At 66.7% G+C, this 14074-nt stretch carries 12 protein-coding genes; 11 read left to right on the plus strand and 1 reads right to left on the minus strand.

All coding sequences use genetic code 11. The annotated features are described in order from the left end of the window. Nucleotides 1-27: 27 nt before the first annotated feature. From glgC to HMP09_RS09375, 5 genes are all read left to right on the plus strand, one after another. Nucleotides 28-1290, plus strand: a complete 1263-nt coding sequence (gene glgC / locus HMP09_RS09355; RefSeq protein ID WP_176500134.1) for a glucose-1-phosphate adenylyltransferase — start codon at nucleotides 28-30, stop codon at nucleotides 1288-1290. A gap of 205 nt (nucleotides 1291-1495) precedes the next feature. Next, nucleotides 1496-2941, plus strand: a complete 1446-nt coding sequence (gene glgA, locus HMP09_RS09360; RefSeq protein WP_176500135.1) for a glycogen synthase GlgA — start codon at nucleotides 1496-1498, stop codon at nucleotides 2939-2941. Further along, on the plus strand, nucleotides 2938-4557 hold the full coding sequence (locus HMP09_RS09365) for an alpha-D-glucose phosphate-specific phosphoglucomutase (protein ID WP_176500136.1): 1620 nt from the start codon (nucleotides 2938-2940) through the stop codon (nucleotides 4555-4557). The genes glgA and HMP09_RS09365 overlap by 4 nt, the downstream gene beginning before the upstream one ends. 18 nt (nucleotides 4558-4575) lie before the next feature. Further along, a complete protein-coding gene (locus HMP09_RS09370) occupies nucleotides 4576-5412 on the plus strand; it encodes an HpcH/HpaI aldolase/citrate lyase family protein (protein WP_176500137.1) in 837 nt (278 codons plus the stop codon). 194 nt (nucleotides 5413-5606) lie between these two features. After that, nucleotides 5607-6419 (plus strand): FadR/GntR family transcriptional regulator, encoded by an 813-nt coding sequence (locus tag HMP09_RS09375; protein WP_176500138.1) that lies wholly within the window; start codon nucleotides 5607-5609, stop codon nucleotides 6417-6419. Nucleotides 6420-6439: 20 nt separating this feature from the next. Here HMP09_RS09375 and uxuA read toward each other — a convergent pair whose 3' ends face one another. Then, nucleotides 6440-7612, minus strand: a complete 1173-nt coding sequence (gene uxuA / locus HMP09_RS09380; protein WP_176500139.1) for a mannonate dehydratase — start codon at nucleotides 7610-7612, stop codon at nucleotides 6440-6442. Nucleotides 7613-7834: 222 nt separating this feature from the next. Between uxuA and HMP09_RS09385 the strand changes: the two genes are divergently transcribed. The 6 genes from HMP09_RS09385 (at nucleotide 7835) to HMP09_RS09410 (ending at nucleotide 14071) form a co-directional block, all read left to right on the plus strand. Then, nucleotides 7835-8134 (plus strand): hypothetical protein, encoded by a 300-nt coding sequence (locus tag HMP09_RS09385; RefSeq protein WP_176500140.1) that lies wholly within the window; start codon nucleotides 7835-7837, stop codon nucleotides 8132-8134. 42 nt (nucleotides 8135-8176) lie between these two features. Continuing rightward, nucleotides 8177-8968 (plus strand): hypothetical protein, encoded by a 792-nt coding sequence (locus HMP09_RS09390; RefSeq protein WP_443026411.1) that lies wholly within the window; start codon nucleotides 8177-8179, stop codon nucleotides 8966-8968. Between the two features lie 72 nt (nucleotides 8969-9040). Further along, nucleotides 9041-9367 carry a Rap1a/Tai family immunity protein gene (locus tag HMP09_RS09395; RefSeq protein ID WP_176500141.1) on the plus strand — a complete coding sequence of 109 codons (327 nt, stop codon included), beginning with the start codon at nucleotides 9041-9043 and terminating at the stop codon, nucleotides 9365-9367. 124 nt (nucleotides 9368-9491) lie between these two features. After that, on the plus strand, nucleotides 9492-10985 hold the full coding sequence (locus HMP09_RS09400) for a carboxylesterase/lipase family protein (protein WP_176500142.1): 1494 nt from the start codon (nucleotides 9492-9494) through the stop codon (nucleotides 10983-10985). A 14-nt stretch (nucleotides 10986-10999) separates the two neighbouring features. Further along, nucleotides 11000-11761, plus strand: coding sequence for an SDR family NAD(P)-dependent oxidoreductase (locus HMP09_RS09405; protein WP_176500143.1), 762 nt, complete (start codon nucleotides 11000-11002; stop codon nucleotides 11759-11761). Nucleotides 11762-11890: 129 nt separating this feature from the next. Then, complete coding sequence (locus HMP09_RS09410) at nucleotides 11891-14071, plus strand: TonB-dependent receptor (protein WP_176500144.1); 2181 nt, start codon at nucleotides 11891-11893, stop codon at nucleotides 14069-14071. Nucleotides 14072-14074 lie beyond the last annotated feature (3 nt).

Below are 14074 nucleotides of genomic sequence, written 5' to 3' on the forward strand. Positions count from 1 at the left end.
ACCGCGGACGATTAGGGAGAGACGGACATGGTTGAACGGCGAGGACAGCCTTTGGCGCGCGACGCGATGGCGTATGTGCTGGCCGGCGGCCGCGGCAGTCGTCTGATGGAGCTGACCGATACGCGCGCGAAACCCGCGGTGTATTTCGGCGGCAAGGCACGCATCATCGATTTCGCGCTGTCGAACGCGATCAATTCGGGTATCCGCCGGATCGGCGTGGCCACGCAGTACAAGGCGCATTCGCTCATACGCCACCTCCAGAGCGGCTGGAACTTCCTGCGCTCCGAGCGCAACGAGAGCTTCGACATCCTGCCCGCCTCGCAGCGCATCAGCGAGTTCCAATGGTATGAGGGCACCGCCGACGCGGTGTACCAGAATATCGACATCATCGAGAGCCACGCGCCCGAATACATGGTCATCCTGGCGGGCGATCACATCTACAAGATGGATTACGAGCTGATCCTGCAGCAGCATTGCGAGACCGGCGCGGACGTTACGATCGCCTGCCTCGAAGTGCCGCGGATGGAGGCGGTCGGCTTCGGCGTGATGGCAGTCGACGAGCATGACAACGTTACCGCGTTCGTCGAGAAGCCCGCCGATCCGCCCGCCGTGCCCGGCAGCCCCGATATCGCGCTGGCATCGATGGGAATCTACGTCTTCCACACTAAACTGCTGTTCGACGAACTGCGCCGCGATGCCGAGACGCCCGGCTCCTCGCGCGATTTCGGCAAGGACATCATCCCGTACCTCGTGAAGCACGGCAAGGCGGTCGCGCACCGCTTCTCTGATAGCTGCGTGCGGTCGGGCACCGAGGTCGACGCCTATTGGCGCGACGTCGGCACGGTCGATGCGTATTGGGAAGCAAATATCGACCTCACCGACGTGGTGCCGAAGCTCGACCTGTATGATCACAGCTGGCCGCTCTGGACCTATTCCGAGGTGACGCCGCCCGCAAAGTTCGTCCATGCCGACGACGGCCGTCGCGGCGAAGCGGTATCGAGCCTCGTCTCGGGCGACTGCATCATCTCCGGCTCCTCGATCCACCGCAGTCTGATCTTCACCGGCACGCGGGCCCATAGCTATTCGATGCTGGATCAGGCGGTGATCCTGCCGCACTGCGTGATCGGCCGGGGCGCCCGCCTGTCTAAGGTCGTGGTCGATCGCGGCGTACACATCCCGGACGGATTGGTGGTCGGCGAAGACGCGGAATCCGACGCCCAACGCTTCCGCCGCACGGACAGCGGCGTCGTGCTGGTGACGAAATCCATGATCGACCGGCTGACCACGTGATGACGAGCGCAAGTCCTCCCCGGCACGGGGAGGGGGACGGTTCGCCATCGGCGAAGGGTGGAGGGGGCGCATCGCGCGCGTATCGTCTGCGAGCGCGGGCGTACCGTCCGCGAGTATATCGTCTGCGAACGCGGGCGTATTGTCTGCGGAAGCCCCCCTCCGCCATGCTTTGCATGGTCCCCCTACCCGTGCCGGGGCGGATGTGATGCGCGTCCTCTCCGTTGCGTCCGAAGCCTACCCGCTCATAAAGACCGGCGGTCTCGCAGATGTCGTCGGCGCGCTCCCGGCGGCGCTCGCCCCGCATGGGGCAACGCTCACCACGTTCCTCCCGGGCTATCCTGCGATCGCCCCGCTCACCAGGCGCGCAAAAGTCGTCCATCGCTATGCCGACCTGCTCGGCACCGAAGCCCGAATCCTGAAGACCAAGATCGGCGACCACCCGCTTTTGGTCCTCGACGCCCCTGCGCTGTTCGCCCGAGGCGGCGGCCCGTACGGCGATGCGACCGGCGCGGACTGGGCCGACAACTGGCGCCGCTTCGCCGCCTTCAGCCGCGCCGCCGCCGACCTCGCCTCGGGCGTGGTCCCTGGCTACGACTTCGACATTCTCCACGCGCACGACTGGCAGGCTGCGATGGCCCCTGCCTATCTCCGCTACGCGCCTGGGCCCCGCTTCCCCGCTAAGACGGTCGTCACGATCCACAACATCGCGTTCCAGGGCCGCTACGGCTACGACATCTTCGCTGGCCTCGCGCTCCCCGACATCGCCTTTGCGCTCGACGGCGTCGAATATTACGGCGGTGTCGGTTTCCTCAAGGCCGGGCTCGAAGCCGCCGACGCGATCACGACCGTCAGCCCGACCTACGCCGCTGAAATCCGTCGTGGCGAGTTCGGCATGGGGCTAGAAGGTCTGATCAACGACCGCGCCAACCGGGTGACGGGCATCGTCAACGGCATCGACCCCGCCGTCTGGAACCCGGAGACCGACGCCTCCCTCCCCGCCCGCTACACCGCGCGCACGCTGGCCCGGCGCCGCACCAACAAGCGTGCGGTCGAAACACGCTTCGGCCTCGACACCGGCAACGGCCCGATCTTCACCGTCATCAGCCGCCTCACATGGCAAAAGGGCATGGACGTGCTGGCCGACACGCTGGACGAACTCGTCGCGCTCGGCGGCCGGCTCGCGCTGCTCGGGTCGGGCGATGCCGCGCTCGAACAGGCCTTCCTCGCCGCCGCCGAACGCCACCCCGGCCGGATCGGCGTGTGCATCGGCTATGACGAACCCGTGTCGCACCTGCTGCAGGGCGGCGCCGACGCGATCCTGATCCCGTCGCGGTTCGAGCCCTGCGGCCTGACTCAGCTCTACGGCCTTGCCTATGGCTGCATTCCCGTCGTCGCTCGCACCGGCGGGCTTGCCGACACCGTGATCGACGCAAACGAGGCCGCGATCGCCGCGGGCGTCGCCACCGGCGTCCAGCATGACGGCGTCACGCCGGAAGCGCTCAGCCACGCGCTGCGCCGAACGCTCGCCCTCTATGCACGCCCCGATCGCTGGGCCATGTTGCAGCGCAACGCAATGCGGGCCGACTTCTCGTGGGACGAGAGCGGTCGCCGCTACGCAGACCTTTACGCAAGCCTGACGGGGACCGCATGATCCGCACCGTATCGACCACGCCCTACACCGACCAGAAGCCCGGCACGTCCGGCCTGCGCAAGAAGGTGAAGGTCTTCCAGCAGGCGAATTACGTCGAGAACTTCGTCCAGAGCGTGTTCGACGTCGTGGCGGACAAGGCTGGCGCGACCTTGGTGATCGGCGGCGACGGTCGTTTCCTCAACCGCGAGGTGATCCAGGTCGCGATCCGCATGGCGGCGGCGAACGGCTTTGGTCGTGTGATCGTCGGCCGCGGCGGCATCCTCTCCACCCCCGCCGCAAGCCACATGATCCGCAAGCGCGGCGCGATCGGCGGACTCGTCCTCTCGGCGAGCCACAACCCCGGCGGTCCCGACGAGGATTTCGGGATCAAGTACAACATCGCCAATGGCGGCCCCGCGCCCGAATCGATCACCGATGCGATTAACGCGCGCACGCTGGAGATCGACCGCTGGCTGACCGTCGACGCCGCCGACATCGATCTCGACCAGGACGGCGACGTCATGGTTGGCGACATGCCCGTCGAGGTTGTCGACCCGGTCGAGGATTATGCCGCGCTGATGGAAACGCTGTTCGACTTCGACGCGATCCGAGCCGCCAAGCTGACGATGGCGTTCGACGCGATGAGCGCGGTTACCGGGCCCTATGCGACCGAGATTCTCGAACGCCGCCTTGGCTTCGCGCCCGGCACGGTCCGCAACGGCGAACCGCTCCCCGATTTCGGCGGGCACCACCCCGATCCCAACCTCGTCCATGCACACGACTTGTACGAGTCGATGATGGCGCCGGACGCACCCGATTTCGGCGCCGCCTCGGATGGCGACGGCGACCGCAACCTGATCATTGGCAAGCACCGCTTCGTAACCCCGTCGGACAGCCTGGCGATGCTGGCAGCGAATGCGCACCTAGCCCCCGGCTATGCGAGCGGCTTGAAGGGGATCGCCCGCTCGATGCCGACCAGCGCCGCTGCCGACCGCGTGGCCGAAGCCCTCGGCATCCCAGCGTACGAGACGCCGACCGGCTGGAAGTTCTTCGGCAACCTGCTCGACGCGGGCATGGCGACGATCTGCGGCGAGGAGAGCGCGGGCACTGGCTCCGATCACGTTCGTGAGAAGGACGGGCTTTGGGCGGTGCTGCTGTGGCTCAACATCCTCGCCGTTCGTGGCGACAGCGTCGATGCGATCGCGCGCGATCACTGGGCGAAGTTCGGCCGCAACTATTACGCCCGCCACGATTACGAGGGCATCGAGACGCCGCGCGCCGACGCGCTGATGGCCGCCCTGCGTTCGAGCCTCGCCACGCTGCCCGGCCAGCAGTTCGGCGATCTCACCGTCGAGACCGCGGACGAGTTCGCCTATACCGATCCAACCGATGGCTCTATAAGCCGTAACCAGGGCGTCCGCGTCCTCTTCGAGGGTGGCAGCCGGGTCGTGTTCCGCCTGTCGGGCACCGGCACCACCGGCGCGACGCTGCGCGTATACCTCGAACGCTACGAACCCGTCGGCGGCGACCTCGACCGCGACACCGGCGAGATGCTCGCCAGCATCGTCGCCGCCGCGGAATCGATCGCGGGGATTGCCCGGCATACCGGCCGCACCGCGCCCGACGTGGTCACCTGATCCGCAACGGCCGATAGCATGACGACCAGACGCCGCCGCAGCGCGCTCTACATGCCCGCCTCGAACGCCCGCGCCATCGCCAAGGCGCGGATGCTCGCATGCGACGTCGTGATCCTCGACCTGGAGGACGCCGTCGCCCCCGACGAAAAGGCCGCGGCGCGACACCGGGTGGTCGAAACTGTCCGCGAAGGCGGGTTCGGCGACCGCGAACTGGTGGTGCGGGTCAACGGCATCGACACCGCCTGGTATGCCGATGACATCGCCGCGAACCACGCGATCGGCATCGCCGCGGTGCTCGTCCCGAAGGTCTCGTCGGTCGCCGACCTGGTCGCGATCCGCGCCTCGCTCGGCAAAAACGGCCCGCCGATCTGGGCAATGATCGAGACATGCGCCGCCATCCTCGCCCTCCCCGCTTTATCCGCAGCCGCCACCGAGACGCGCCTTACCGCGCTGATCGCGGGCACCAACGACCTCGCCAAGGACATGCGCTGCCGCCTCGGCACCGATCGCATGCCACTGATCCCGGCGCTGACCGCGACCGTGATGGCAGCGCGCGCCGCCGGCATCGTAGCACTGGACGGCGTTTGCAACGCGCTGGACGACCCGACCCGCTTTGCCGCCGAGTGCATGCAGGGTGCCGTACTGGGGTTCGACGGAAAGACGCTGATCCACCCCTCGCAAATCGATGCGGCGAACGCAGGTTTTGGTCCGAGCGAAGCCGAATTGGCGTGGGCGCGCCAGATCGTCGCGGCGTTCGAAGCCCCCGAAACTGCCGACAAAGGCGCCATCCGGCTAAACGGCCACATGGTCGAACGCCTCCATCTGGCCGAAGCAGAAGCCATACTGGCCCTCTAACGGGTCGGGGCGCGCTGGGTTATCCACCGCCGCGGCACAGGTGGCGCTGCCGCTAAGTACTGCGGCCCCGCGTCTCCAGTTGCGGCCTCACTCCAATTTCGGCTCACGTCCGCGCCTGCTCAGCCTAGGACCGAAAATCTCTTGTCGTCTCGGCATTGTCAGACGTCTATCACCTTGGCGATGGGAGCTTATCAATGACGAACATCAACCCCGACCAGGCGAGCTCGTCACCGGGCACGAATTCGGACACGCCCAGCGCATCGATCGCAGCCACGCAGTCCGACGCGGCACCGCCCCCTCGGCTGCCGCGCGGTACGGGTCGTCGCCTGCACGGCGCGATCGCGCACAAGCTGGGCACCGCGATCCTGTCGGGCGAATATCTGCCGGGCGACACCTTGTCGGGCGAGGTCGCGTTCTCGGAGGCGCTGGACGTGTCGCGCAGTGCCTACCGCGAGGCGGTCCAGGTGCTGATGGCGAAGGGGCTGGTCGAAAGTCGGCCGAAAACCGGCACGCGCGTCCTGCCGCGCAATCGCTGGAACCTGCTCGATCCCGACGTACTCGCCTGGGCCTTTGCCGGGGAACCTGACATCGCCTTCGTCCGCGGGCTGTTCGAACTCCGCGCGATCGTCGAGCCCGCCGCCGCCGCGCTGGCCGCTGAACGACGCGATCGCGCCGACCTCGCGGTGATGAAGGAATCGCTCGCCGCGATGCGTCGCCATACGCTTGCCACCGAAGCCGGCCGGGCCGCGGACCGCGAGTTCCACAACGCCGTGCTGCAGGCGACCCGCAACGACGCGCTGGTCGTGCTCAGCGCCAGCATCGGCGCGGCGGTAAGCTGGACCACGCAGTTCAAGCAACGCACCCGTTCGCTGCCGCGCAACCCGATCCCCGACCACGTCCGTGTCTACGAAGCGATCGCGGCGAGCGATCCCGCCGCCGCCAACGCCGCGATGCGCAAGCTCGTGGACTTGGCGCTCGATGATACGCAACTTGCGATGACGCGGTAGGCGTCGGTCTCAGGCCGGCGTCAAACGGTGCCCCGGCCATACGCGATACCCGTCTCCAGCCCGCGCAGTTCGGCCAGCCCGCGCAACCGCCCGATCAGCGAATAGCCGGGATTGGTCCGCTTGGTCAGGTCGTCGACCATCTGGTGTCCGTGATCAGGGCGCATCGGCAGCGACCGCCCCGTGCGCGCCTGCAAGGCGACCAGTTCGGTCATGATCGCGGGCATGTTGGCATCACCCTCCAGATGCGCCGCCTCATGAAACGCGCCACCGCGTTCGCGCTGCACCGATCGCAGATGCACGAAGCCGATGCGCTCGCCGAGCCGCCGGACTATCCCCGGCAGGTCGTTGTCCGCGCGCACGCCGAACGACCCGCTGCAGAAACACAACCCGTTGGCGACCGACGGCACCGCCGCGAACAGCGCGCTCACGTCTGCCTCGGTGCTGACCACGCGTGGCAGGCCGAAGATCGGGAACGGCGGATCGTCGGGATGCACCACCAACCGAATGCCCTCGGCCTCAGCGACCGGACACACCGCCTCCAGGAATGCCACATGGTTATCGCGCAACCGGCCCGCGTCGATGTCGGCATAGGTTGCGATCTGTTCGAGCAACTGCACCGAACTGAAACTCTCCTCGCTCCCCGGCAGACCGGCGATGATCGTCCGCTCCAGCGTCGCGCGTGCCGCCTCGTCCATCGCCGCGAACCGATCGGCCGCGATCGCGACAACATCGGGCGCGTAGTCACGCTCGGCACCGGGGCGGCGCAGGATATGGATATCATAGACGGCCAGCGCATGAAGCTCGAACCGCAACGCCCGCGCACCATCCGGCAACGCCCAGCTCAGGTCGGTCCGCGTCCAGTCGAGCAACGGCATGAAATTATAGGTCACCACCTCAATGCCCTGCCCCGCCAGATTCCTGAGGCTTGCGACATAGGCCTCGATCAGCCGGTCCCAGTCGCCCGAGCGGCGCTTCAGATCCTCGACGACGGGCAGGCTCTCGACCACTTTCCAGTCCAGCCCGGCATCCTCGATCATGGCGCGACGCGCGGCGATGGCGTCCTCGGTCCACACATCGCCATTGGCGACCTCGTGCAGCGCCGTGACGATCCCCGTCGCGCCGGCCTGGCGGATGGCGCTGAGCGGCACCGGGTCGTTCGGGCCAAACCAGCGCATGGTCTGGGTCATCATCATTCGCCGACTTCCATCCTGTGTCTATCGCCCGCCCGCGCTGCGAGCGTTGTCGGAGCCGCTATAGATTTGGTCGGACACCTTGCAAAACCGTTTGCAGCGTCTGTTACGTTCCGCCCTTCCCCCACGACCTCGCCGCATTACCCGCACGCCTCGGCTATAATCGATTGTTGTACCCGGCGAGCGTGGGATGAGTGCTGCGACCCACGTTCGAGAGGTGAGTAAATGCGTTCCAATCTTCCTAAATATTACACGGCAGCCCTGATTCTCGTTGGCGCGACGACGCTTGGCGGTTGCGCGACGAAGGGCTTCGTCCGGGAGCAGATCGCTACCGTAAATACCCGCATCGACGGCATGGACGGTCGCCTGCGCACCGTCGAAGGCACGTCCGGCCAGGCGCTGGCCCAGGCTCAGGCGGCTGCCGGTCAGGCGCAGCAGAACGGCCAGCGGATCGACCAGATCAATGGCCGTGTCGACGGCATGGAACAGCAGTTGCAGCAGCGGCAGCGCAAGCCCCGCGGCTAAGCGTCACATCGCGCACGTCGATTGCCCGGCCGGACACGTCTGTTGAACATCACCGCGACTCTCGACGGGCCGTGCCACCGCGCCTTGCGCATTGGCACGGCCACGGCGTTGGCGATCGCGTTGCTTGCACCGCAGCTTTGTCTGGCCGCGTCGTCCAGCGCAAAAGCATCACCCAGCGCACACGTTCGCAAGCGCAAGCCACCGGCGGCAAAAGTGGTAACCCCGCCCGCCGTGTCGGCAGAAGATGCCGCGCAAGCTCTCGCCCCCGCGCGATCGGACGACGCCAGCCGCATGATCGCATGGGTCGCGGCCGCGCGCGACAATGGCGCGCTTCCCTATGTCGTCATCGACAAGCAGGCGGCGATGCTGTTCCTGTTCAACGCGAAGGGCGACTTTCTCGGGCAGGCGCCGGTGCTTCTGGGCGTTGGCATCGGCGATGATTCGTCGCCGGGCGTCGGCGCAAAAAGTCTGGCCGAGATCGGCCCTGCCGAACGGACCACGCCAGCGGGCCGGTTCATCGCCAAGTTCGGCCGTGCTCTGGGTCACCAACGCGTCTTGTGGGTCGATTATACGAACTCGGTCGCGCTCCACGCGGTGATCACCACCAACAAGGCCGAGCACCGGGTCGAGCGCTTGCAGTCCCCCACACCCGACGACAACCGCGTCAGCTTCGGCTGCATCAACGTCGGCACCGGTTTCTACAGCAAGAAGCTGCGCCCGCTATTCCAGCGCAAGGGCGGCATGGTCTATATCCTGCCCGACACCAAATCGCTGGATGAGGTGTTCCCGCGCGTGCGCCTGCTGCCGTATCTCGACACGGTCGCGAGCGAATAGACCATAGCGCCCACGTGGCGCAGTCCGGGGTCCAGCGCAGATCGTGCCGTACCGACCTGGAAGGGGAAAGTTATGATGATGCTGATGGCGGCCCTACTGGCCGCGGCCGACCGCCCGGTCGTGGTGAGTTCCGTGACGACCGCGCAGCTCGTCGAACTCTGCCGCGGCAACGACACCGATCCCACCCCGAATTTCTGCACCGGCTATATCATCGCGGCCTTCGATACATTGTCGTTGTCCCGCGAGATCTGCCCGTTACAGACCCGCGCGTCGAACATCCAAGTCGTCGCCACGACCCGCAAATATTTGCGCAAACATGCCAAGGTGACGGGCACGGGCGCGCCCTCGTTCGTCGTGCGCGACGCCCTGCAAGAGGCATTTCCCTGCAAGCGTAGATAACCGCGCCGCGGCACGGTCCGCTTCAAAGACGATCACTGTCGATGGCAGCCGTGCATGGCATTCGTACCGGGGAGCATAGCGGCACCGCTTTCCGATTCGGTCCAAAGCGCGGCAAGATGCGGTCATGGTATCGACACGCAACGCCATCGTCAGCCTCGCGGCAGGCGATATCCAGGGCCGCTCGGAAGACGGCATCTCGATCTACCGCGCGGTCCCCTACGCGACTGCGCCGGTCGGTGAGCGACGCTTTGCGGTCCCCCAGCCCGTTGCCGAATGGACCGGCGTCCGCCCTGCCATCGATCCAGGGGCCAACGCATCACAGCGCACGCGCACCGTGCCGTCACTTGATGCCGTGCCGCTGATCGGCACGGGCTGGTCGAAGGGCGACGACTATCTGACGCTCGACGTGCTTCGTCCCGATGACCAGCGCACCGCCCTGCCCGTCATGGTGTTCATCCACGGCGGCGGCTTCGTCGTCGGCAGCAAGAACGCGTCGGTACAGGAGGGGCGGACGTTCGCGCGCGACGGAATCGTCTATGTCGCGCTCAACTACCGCATGGGGATCGACGGCTTCCTGCCGATCCCGGGCGTGCCGACCAACCTCGGCTTGCGCGACATGATCGCCGGACTCGGCTGGGTGCAGGCGAACATCGCGGCGTTCGGCGGCGATCCTGGAAACGTCACCGTGTTCGGCGAAAGCGCGGGTGCAATGGCGATCGCCGATCTCGTGACGTCGCCACTCGCCAAGTGCCTGTTCCGCCGCGCGATCGTGCAAAGTGGGCACGGCGGCATGACGCGCGACATCGGCGTTGCGCAACGACTGGTCCGCAAGCTCGCGAAGCTCCTGAACATCACGCCCGATCGTGCAGGATTCGCAAGCGTACAGCCCGGCGACGCGATGCTCGACGCGGTGGAGAAGGTCTCGATGCCGACCACACGGCTCGACCTGCGTGGTCCCGACGGCCGCGAACCCGTGTTCGGGATCAGCCGGTTCGTCCCCGTGCACGGCGACGACATACTTCCGAACCCGCCGCTCGAAGCGCTCAAGCAAGGCGCCGGCGCCGAGGTCGACCTGCTGATCGGCAGCAATGCCGAGGAGATGAACCTCTACCTGATCCCCAGCGGCGTGCGCGACAAGGTGGGCAAGCTGCTCGCCTGGTTCGTCCTGCGCAAGTCGCAGCCGCGCGCATGCGCCGTGCTCAAGGCGTACGGCTTGGGCAATGGAAAGGCAGCGGGCCAGGCACTGACCGATGCGATGACCGACCTCGTCTTCCGCTGGCCGGCGCGCCGGTTCGCCGAAGAACATCGCGGGCGCACGCACATGTACGAGTTCGAATGGCGCTCGCCGCGCTTCGACGGACAGCTCGGCGCGTCGCACGGCATGGAATTGCCGTTCGTGTTCGACAGCCTCGCGACGTGCACCGGCGAGGACGGACTGTGCGGTACCAATCCCCCGCAGGACCTCGCGAGCCGTGTCCACAGGATCTGGGTCGACTTCGCCCGCGACGGATCGCTGCCCTGGGCGCCGTTCGAGCGCGATACGCGAATCGTCTACAAGCTCGCCGCCGGCGAAGCAGAGGTCGAAGCGCCGATGCCCGCCGCGCGCTTCCTGCCCTGACCGAGAAAGCCCGCATGTATCTCGACCGTCTGCGCCTCGATGGCCGCACCGCTCTCGTCACGGGTGGCGCGCAAGGCATCGGCTATTGCTGCGTCGATGCGCTGGCCGAAGCCGGTGCACGCGTCACGATCGCGGACCGCGACGCCGACGCGATCGGCGCGGCGATGGAGTCGCTCCGCGCGAAAGGCCATATCGTCGAGGGCGTCGTCCTCGACGTGACCGATCCGGACCGCGTCACGCAGGTCGCCGATCAGGCGGGCGTTATCGACATCCTGGTCAACAATGCCGGCATCGCCCGCAGCGAGACCGCGGCGGAAGACGTCACCGACGAGCATTGGCGCAACGTCCTCGACGTCAATCTCAACGGCACCTTCTGGTGCGCCCGCGCCTTTGGCCGTCACATGCTCGCCGCCGGAAAGGGCAGCATCGTCAATGTCGGGTCGATGTCCGGCTTCATCGTCAACCGTCCCCAGCCGCAAAGCTATTACAACGCGTCGAAGGCGGCCGTGCATCACCTGACCAGGAGCCTCGCGGCGGAATGGGCACCGCGCGGCGTCCGGGTCAATGCGGTCGCGCCGACCTACATCGCGACCCCGCTCAACGCCTTCGCCGACCAGGACGGCGAGATGTACAAACGCTGGATCGACGGAACGCCGCAAGGCCGCCTCGGCGAGCCCGAAGAGGTCGCATCGGTCGTCCATTTCCTGGCAAGCGACGCGGCAAGCCTGATGACCGGCAGCATCGTCCTCGCCGATGGCGGCTATACCTGCTGGTAATGGACCCGACCGACCGGCCAAGTCTCCAATCCGATCGGCATAGCCGTCACCCTTTCCGATAGGTCGAGTCGAGCGCACAACCTTTCAGACAGGTGAGCAAAGACTCGCCAGCCGTAGAGAGGATTATCGATGCGCCTTCGCACCCTGCTTGCTGCTTCCACCGCGCTCGTCCTGGCGCTACCCGCGACCGGCTGGGCCCAGGTCGCCAACACCCCAGATGCGACCGCCACCACCCCGCCCGGACAAGCCGCCTCCGCGGCGCCGCAGACCGGCGACCAGGACATCGTCGTCACGGCGCGCAAACGCGCGGAGACTCTGCTCGACGTGCCGATCGCCGCGACCGCGATCAGCGGCAACACGCTGACCGAACGCGGCATCAATTCGGTGCGCGAGGCCGCCGCCCTGACGCCCGGCCTGAACATCACCAGCGACGGTGCGGGCCGCGCGTTCGTCTCGATCCGCGGCGTCGGCGTGACTCTCGTGCAATCCGTCCAGCCTGGCGTCGGCCTGTTCATCAACGGCATCTACCAGCCGAACACGTCGTATCTGAACAACCCGCTGCTCGACATCGACCGGATCGAAGTGCTGCGCGGCCCGCAGGGCACGCTCTACGGCAAGAACACGCTGGGAGGCGCGATCAACGTCATCACCCGCCAGCCTTCGAACGCGGTCGAGGCGCGCGGCAACCTCAGCTTCGCCGGCCCCGACGACAGCATCCTCGCCTCCGCCTCGGTCAGCGGCCCGATCATCAAGGACAAGCTCCAGGTCCGGATCGCCGCCGGCCACCGCCAACAGGACGGCTTTCTGCGCAACCCGCTGCTCGGCACCGACGCCAGCCCGTTCAAGACGGACTCGCTGAACGGCACGATCCGCTTTGCGCCGGTCGACGACATCGTGCTGACGGTGAACGGCTATTACGACTGGGTGAACGGCGCGAACACGCCCTATTCCCGCGTTACCGGCCCGACCGATTATTCGCGCATCGTCCAGTTCAACGCATTGTCGCGCGTCGAATATCGCTACCGCGGTGTCAATGCCCGGCTCGAGGCACCGATCGACGCGATCAATTCGAAGTTCACGCTGCTCGGGTCGTACGACGCGCGCAACGGCGTTTCGCCGGACACCGACGCCGATTTCGGCCCCGCCAACATCGCCCGCTCGACGACCACCGACAAGCTGCGCACCAAGACCGTCGAGGCGCGTCTCGATACCGAGCTGAGCAGCACTTTCAGTTCGCTGGTCGGTCTGTTCTACAGTCGCGAGACGACCGGCGCGACCGACACGACGCGAATCATCCCCGCCAACCTCACGCGCCTTACCAACAACGCGACCAAGGCGGACACCTATGCCGCGTTCGGCACGCTGTTCTGGAAACCAAGCCCGGCATGGGAAGTGGCGCTCGGCCTGCGCTACGACCACGAGGATCGCAGTGCGGAGGGCGACGTCGCGATCTCGGTCGGGCCGGTCAACCTTCCCGTCACCGTCACGAACGCGAAGCTGAAGTCCGATCAGGTCGAGCCGCGGCTATCGATCACCCGCCACTGGACCAGCCAGCTGATGACCTACGCCTCGGTCGCGCGCGGCTATCGCGGTGGCGGCTTCAACGCGCCGACCGCGCCGATCCGCACCTACAAGGGCGACTCTGCCTGGACCTATGAGATCGGCTCGAAATACGTGTCGCCGGACCGCGTGTTCAGCCTGTCGGGCGACGTCTTCTACAATGATTATTCCAACTATATCGGCCTCAACTCGATCGCGCCGGCGGCCGGCGGCGGGCTCGTCACCGTCGATCTCAACAGCGGCGATGTCGAAAGCTACGGCGCCGAGTTGGAGGCGACGGTGCGCCCGGTCCGGAACTGGACGATCAACGGCAGCGTCACTTACCTCCACGCGCGGCTCACGGACTCCTCGCCCTACACGGCGGTCACCGGCCGCCTGTTGTCGTCGGATCGGCTGACGTTCCAGCCCGATTTCTCCGGCAACATCTACAGCGACTACACGATCCCGCTGGGCGGCACCGACTCGGTGACGCTGACCGGCGGCGTCGTCGCCAAGGGTCGCCGTCTCGCGGGCACGCTCAACCAGACCACGCCGACCTTCCTCAAGGGCTATGCGCTGGTCAACACCGCGATCACCTATCGCACCGGTCCGCTCGAAGTGGCGGTGTTCGCCAACAACCTGCTGCAAAGGGACTATTTCGACGCGTACATCGAAAAGACCACGTTGCAGCTCGCCGGGCTCCCCGCCTCGGATCTCGGCATCATCGGCGAGCGCCGCCGTATCGGCGTCCGCCTCGGCTTCAGGTTCTGATCC

It is taken from the genome of Sphingomonas sp. HMP9, assembly GCF_013374115.1.
GTDB lineage: Bacteria > Pseudomonadota > Alphaproteobacteria > Sphingomonadales > Sphingomonadaceae > Sphingomonas.

What these genes read in the sequence shown, in the direction of transcription:
- glgC (WP_176500134.1), top strand. Translation starts at nt 28, where the DNA reads ATGGTTGAACGGCGAGGACAGCCTTTGGCGCGCGACGCGATGGCGTAT.
- glgA (WP_176500135.1), top strand. Translation starts at nt 1,496, where the DNA reads ATGCGCGTCCTCTCCGTTGCGTCCGAAGCCTACCCGCTCATAAAGACC.
- HMP09_RS09365 (WP_176500136.1), top strand. Translation starts at nt 2,938, where the DNA reads ATGATCCGCACCGTATCGACCACGCCCTACACCGACCAGAAGCCCGGC.
- HMP09_RS09370 (WP_176500137.1), top strand. Translation starts at nt 4,576, where the DNA reads ATGACGACCAGACGCCGCCGCAGCGCGCTCTACATGCCCGCCTCGAAC.
- HMP09_RS09375 (WP_176500138.1), top strand. Translation starts at nt 5,607, where the DNA reads ATGACGAACATCAACCCCGACCAGGCGAGCTCGTCACCGGGCACGAAT.
- uxuA (WP_176500139.1), bottom strand. Translation starts at nt 7,612, where the DNA reads ATGATGATGACCCAGACCATGCGCTGGTTTGGCCCGAACGACCCGGTG.
- HMP09_RS09385 (WP_176500140.1), top strand. Translation starts at nt 7,835, where the DNA reads ATGCGTTCCAATCTTCCTAAATATTACACGGCAGCCCTGATTCTCGTT.
- HMP09_RS09395 (WP_176500141.1), top strand. Translation starts at nt 9,041, where the DNA reads ATGATGATGCTGATGGCGGCCCTACTGGCCGCGGCCGACCGCCCGGTC.
- HMP09_RS09400 (WP_176500142.1), top strand. Translation starts at nt 9,492, where the DNA reads ATGGTATCGACACGCAACGCCATCGTCAGCCTCGCGGCAGGCGATATC.
- HMP09_RS09405 (WP_176500143.1), top strand. Translation starts at nt 11,000, where the DNA reads ATGTATCTCGACCGTCTGCGCCTCGATGGCCGCACCGCTCTCGTCACG.
- HMP09_RS09410 (WP_176500144.1), top strand. Translation starts at nt 11,891, where the DNA reads ATGCGCCTTCGCACCCTGCTTGCTGCTTCCACCGCGCTCGTCCTGGCG.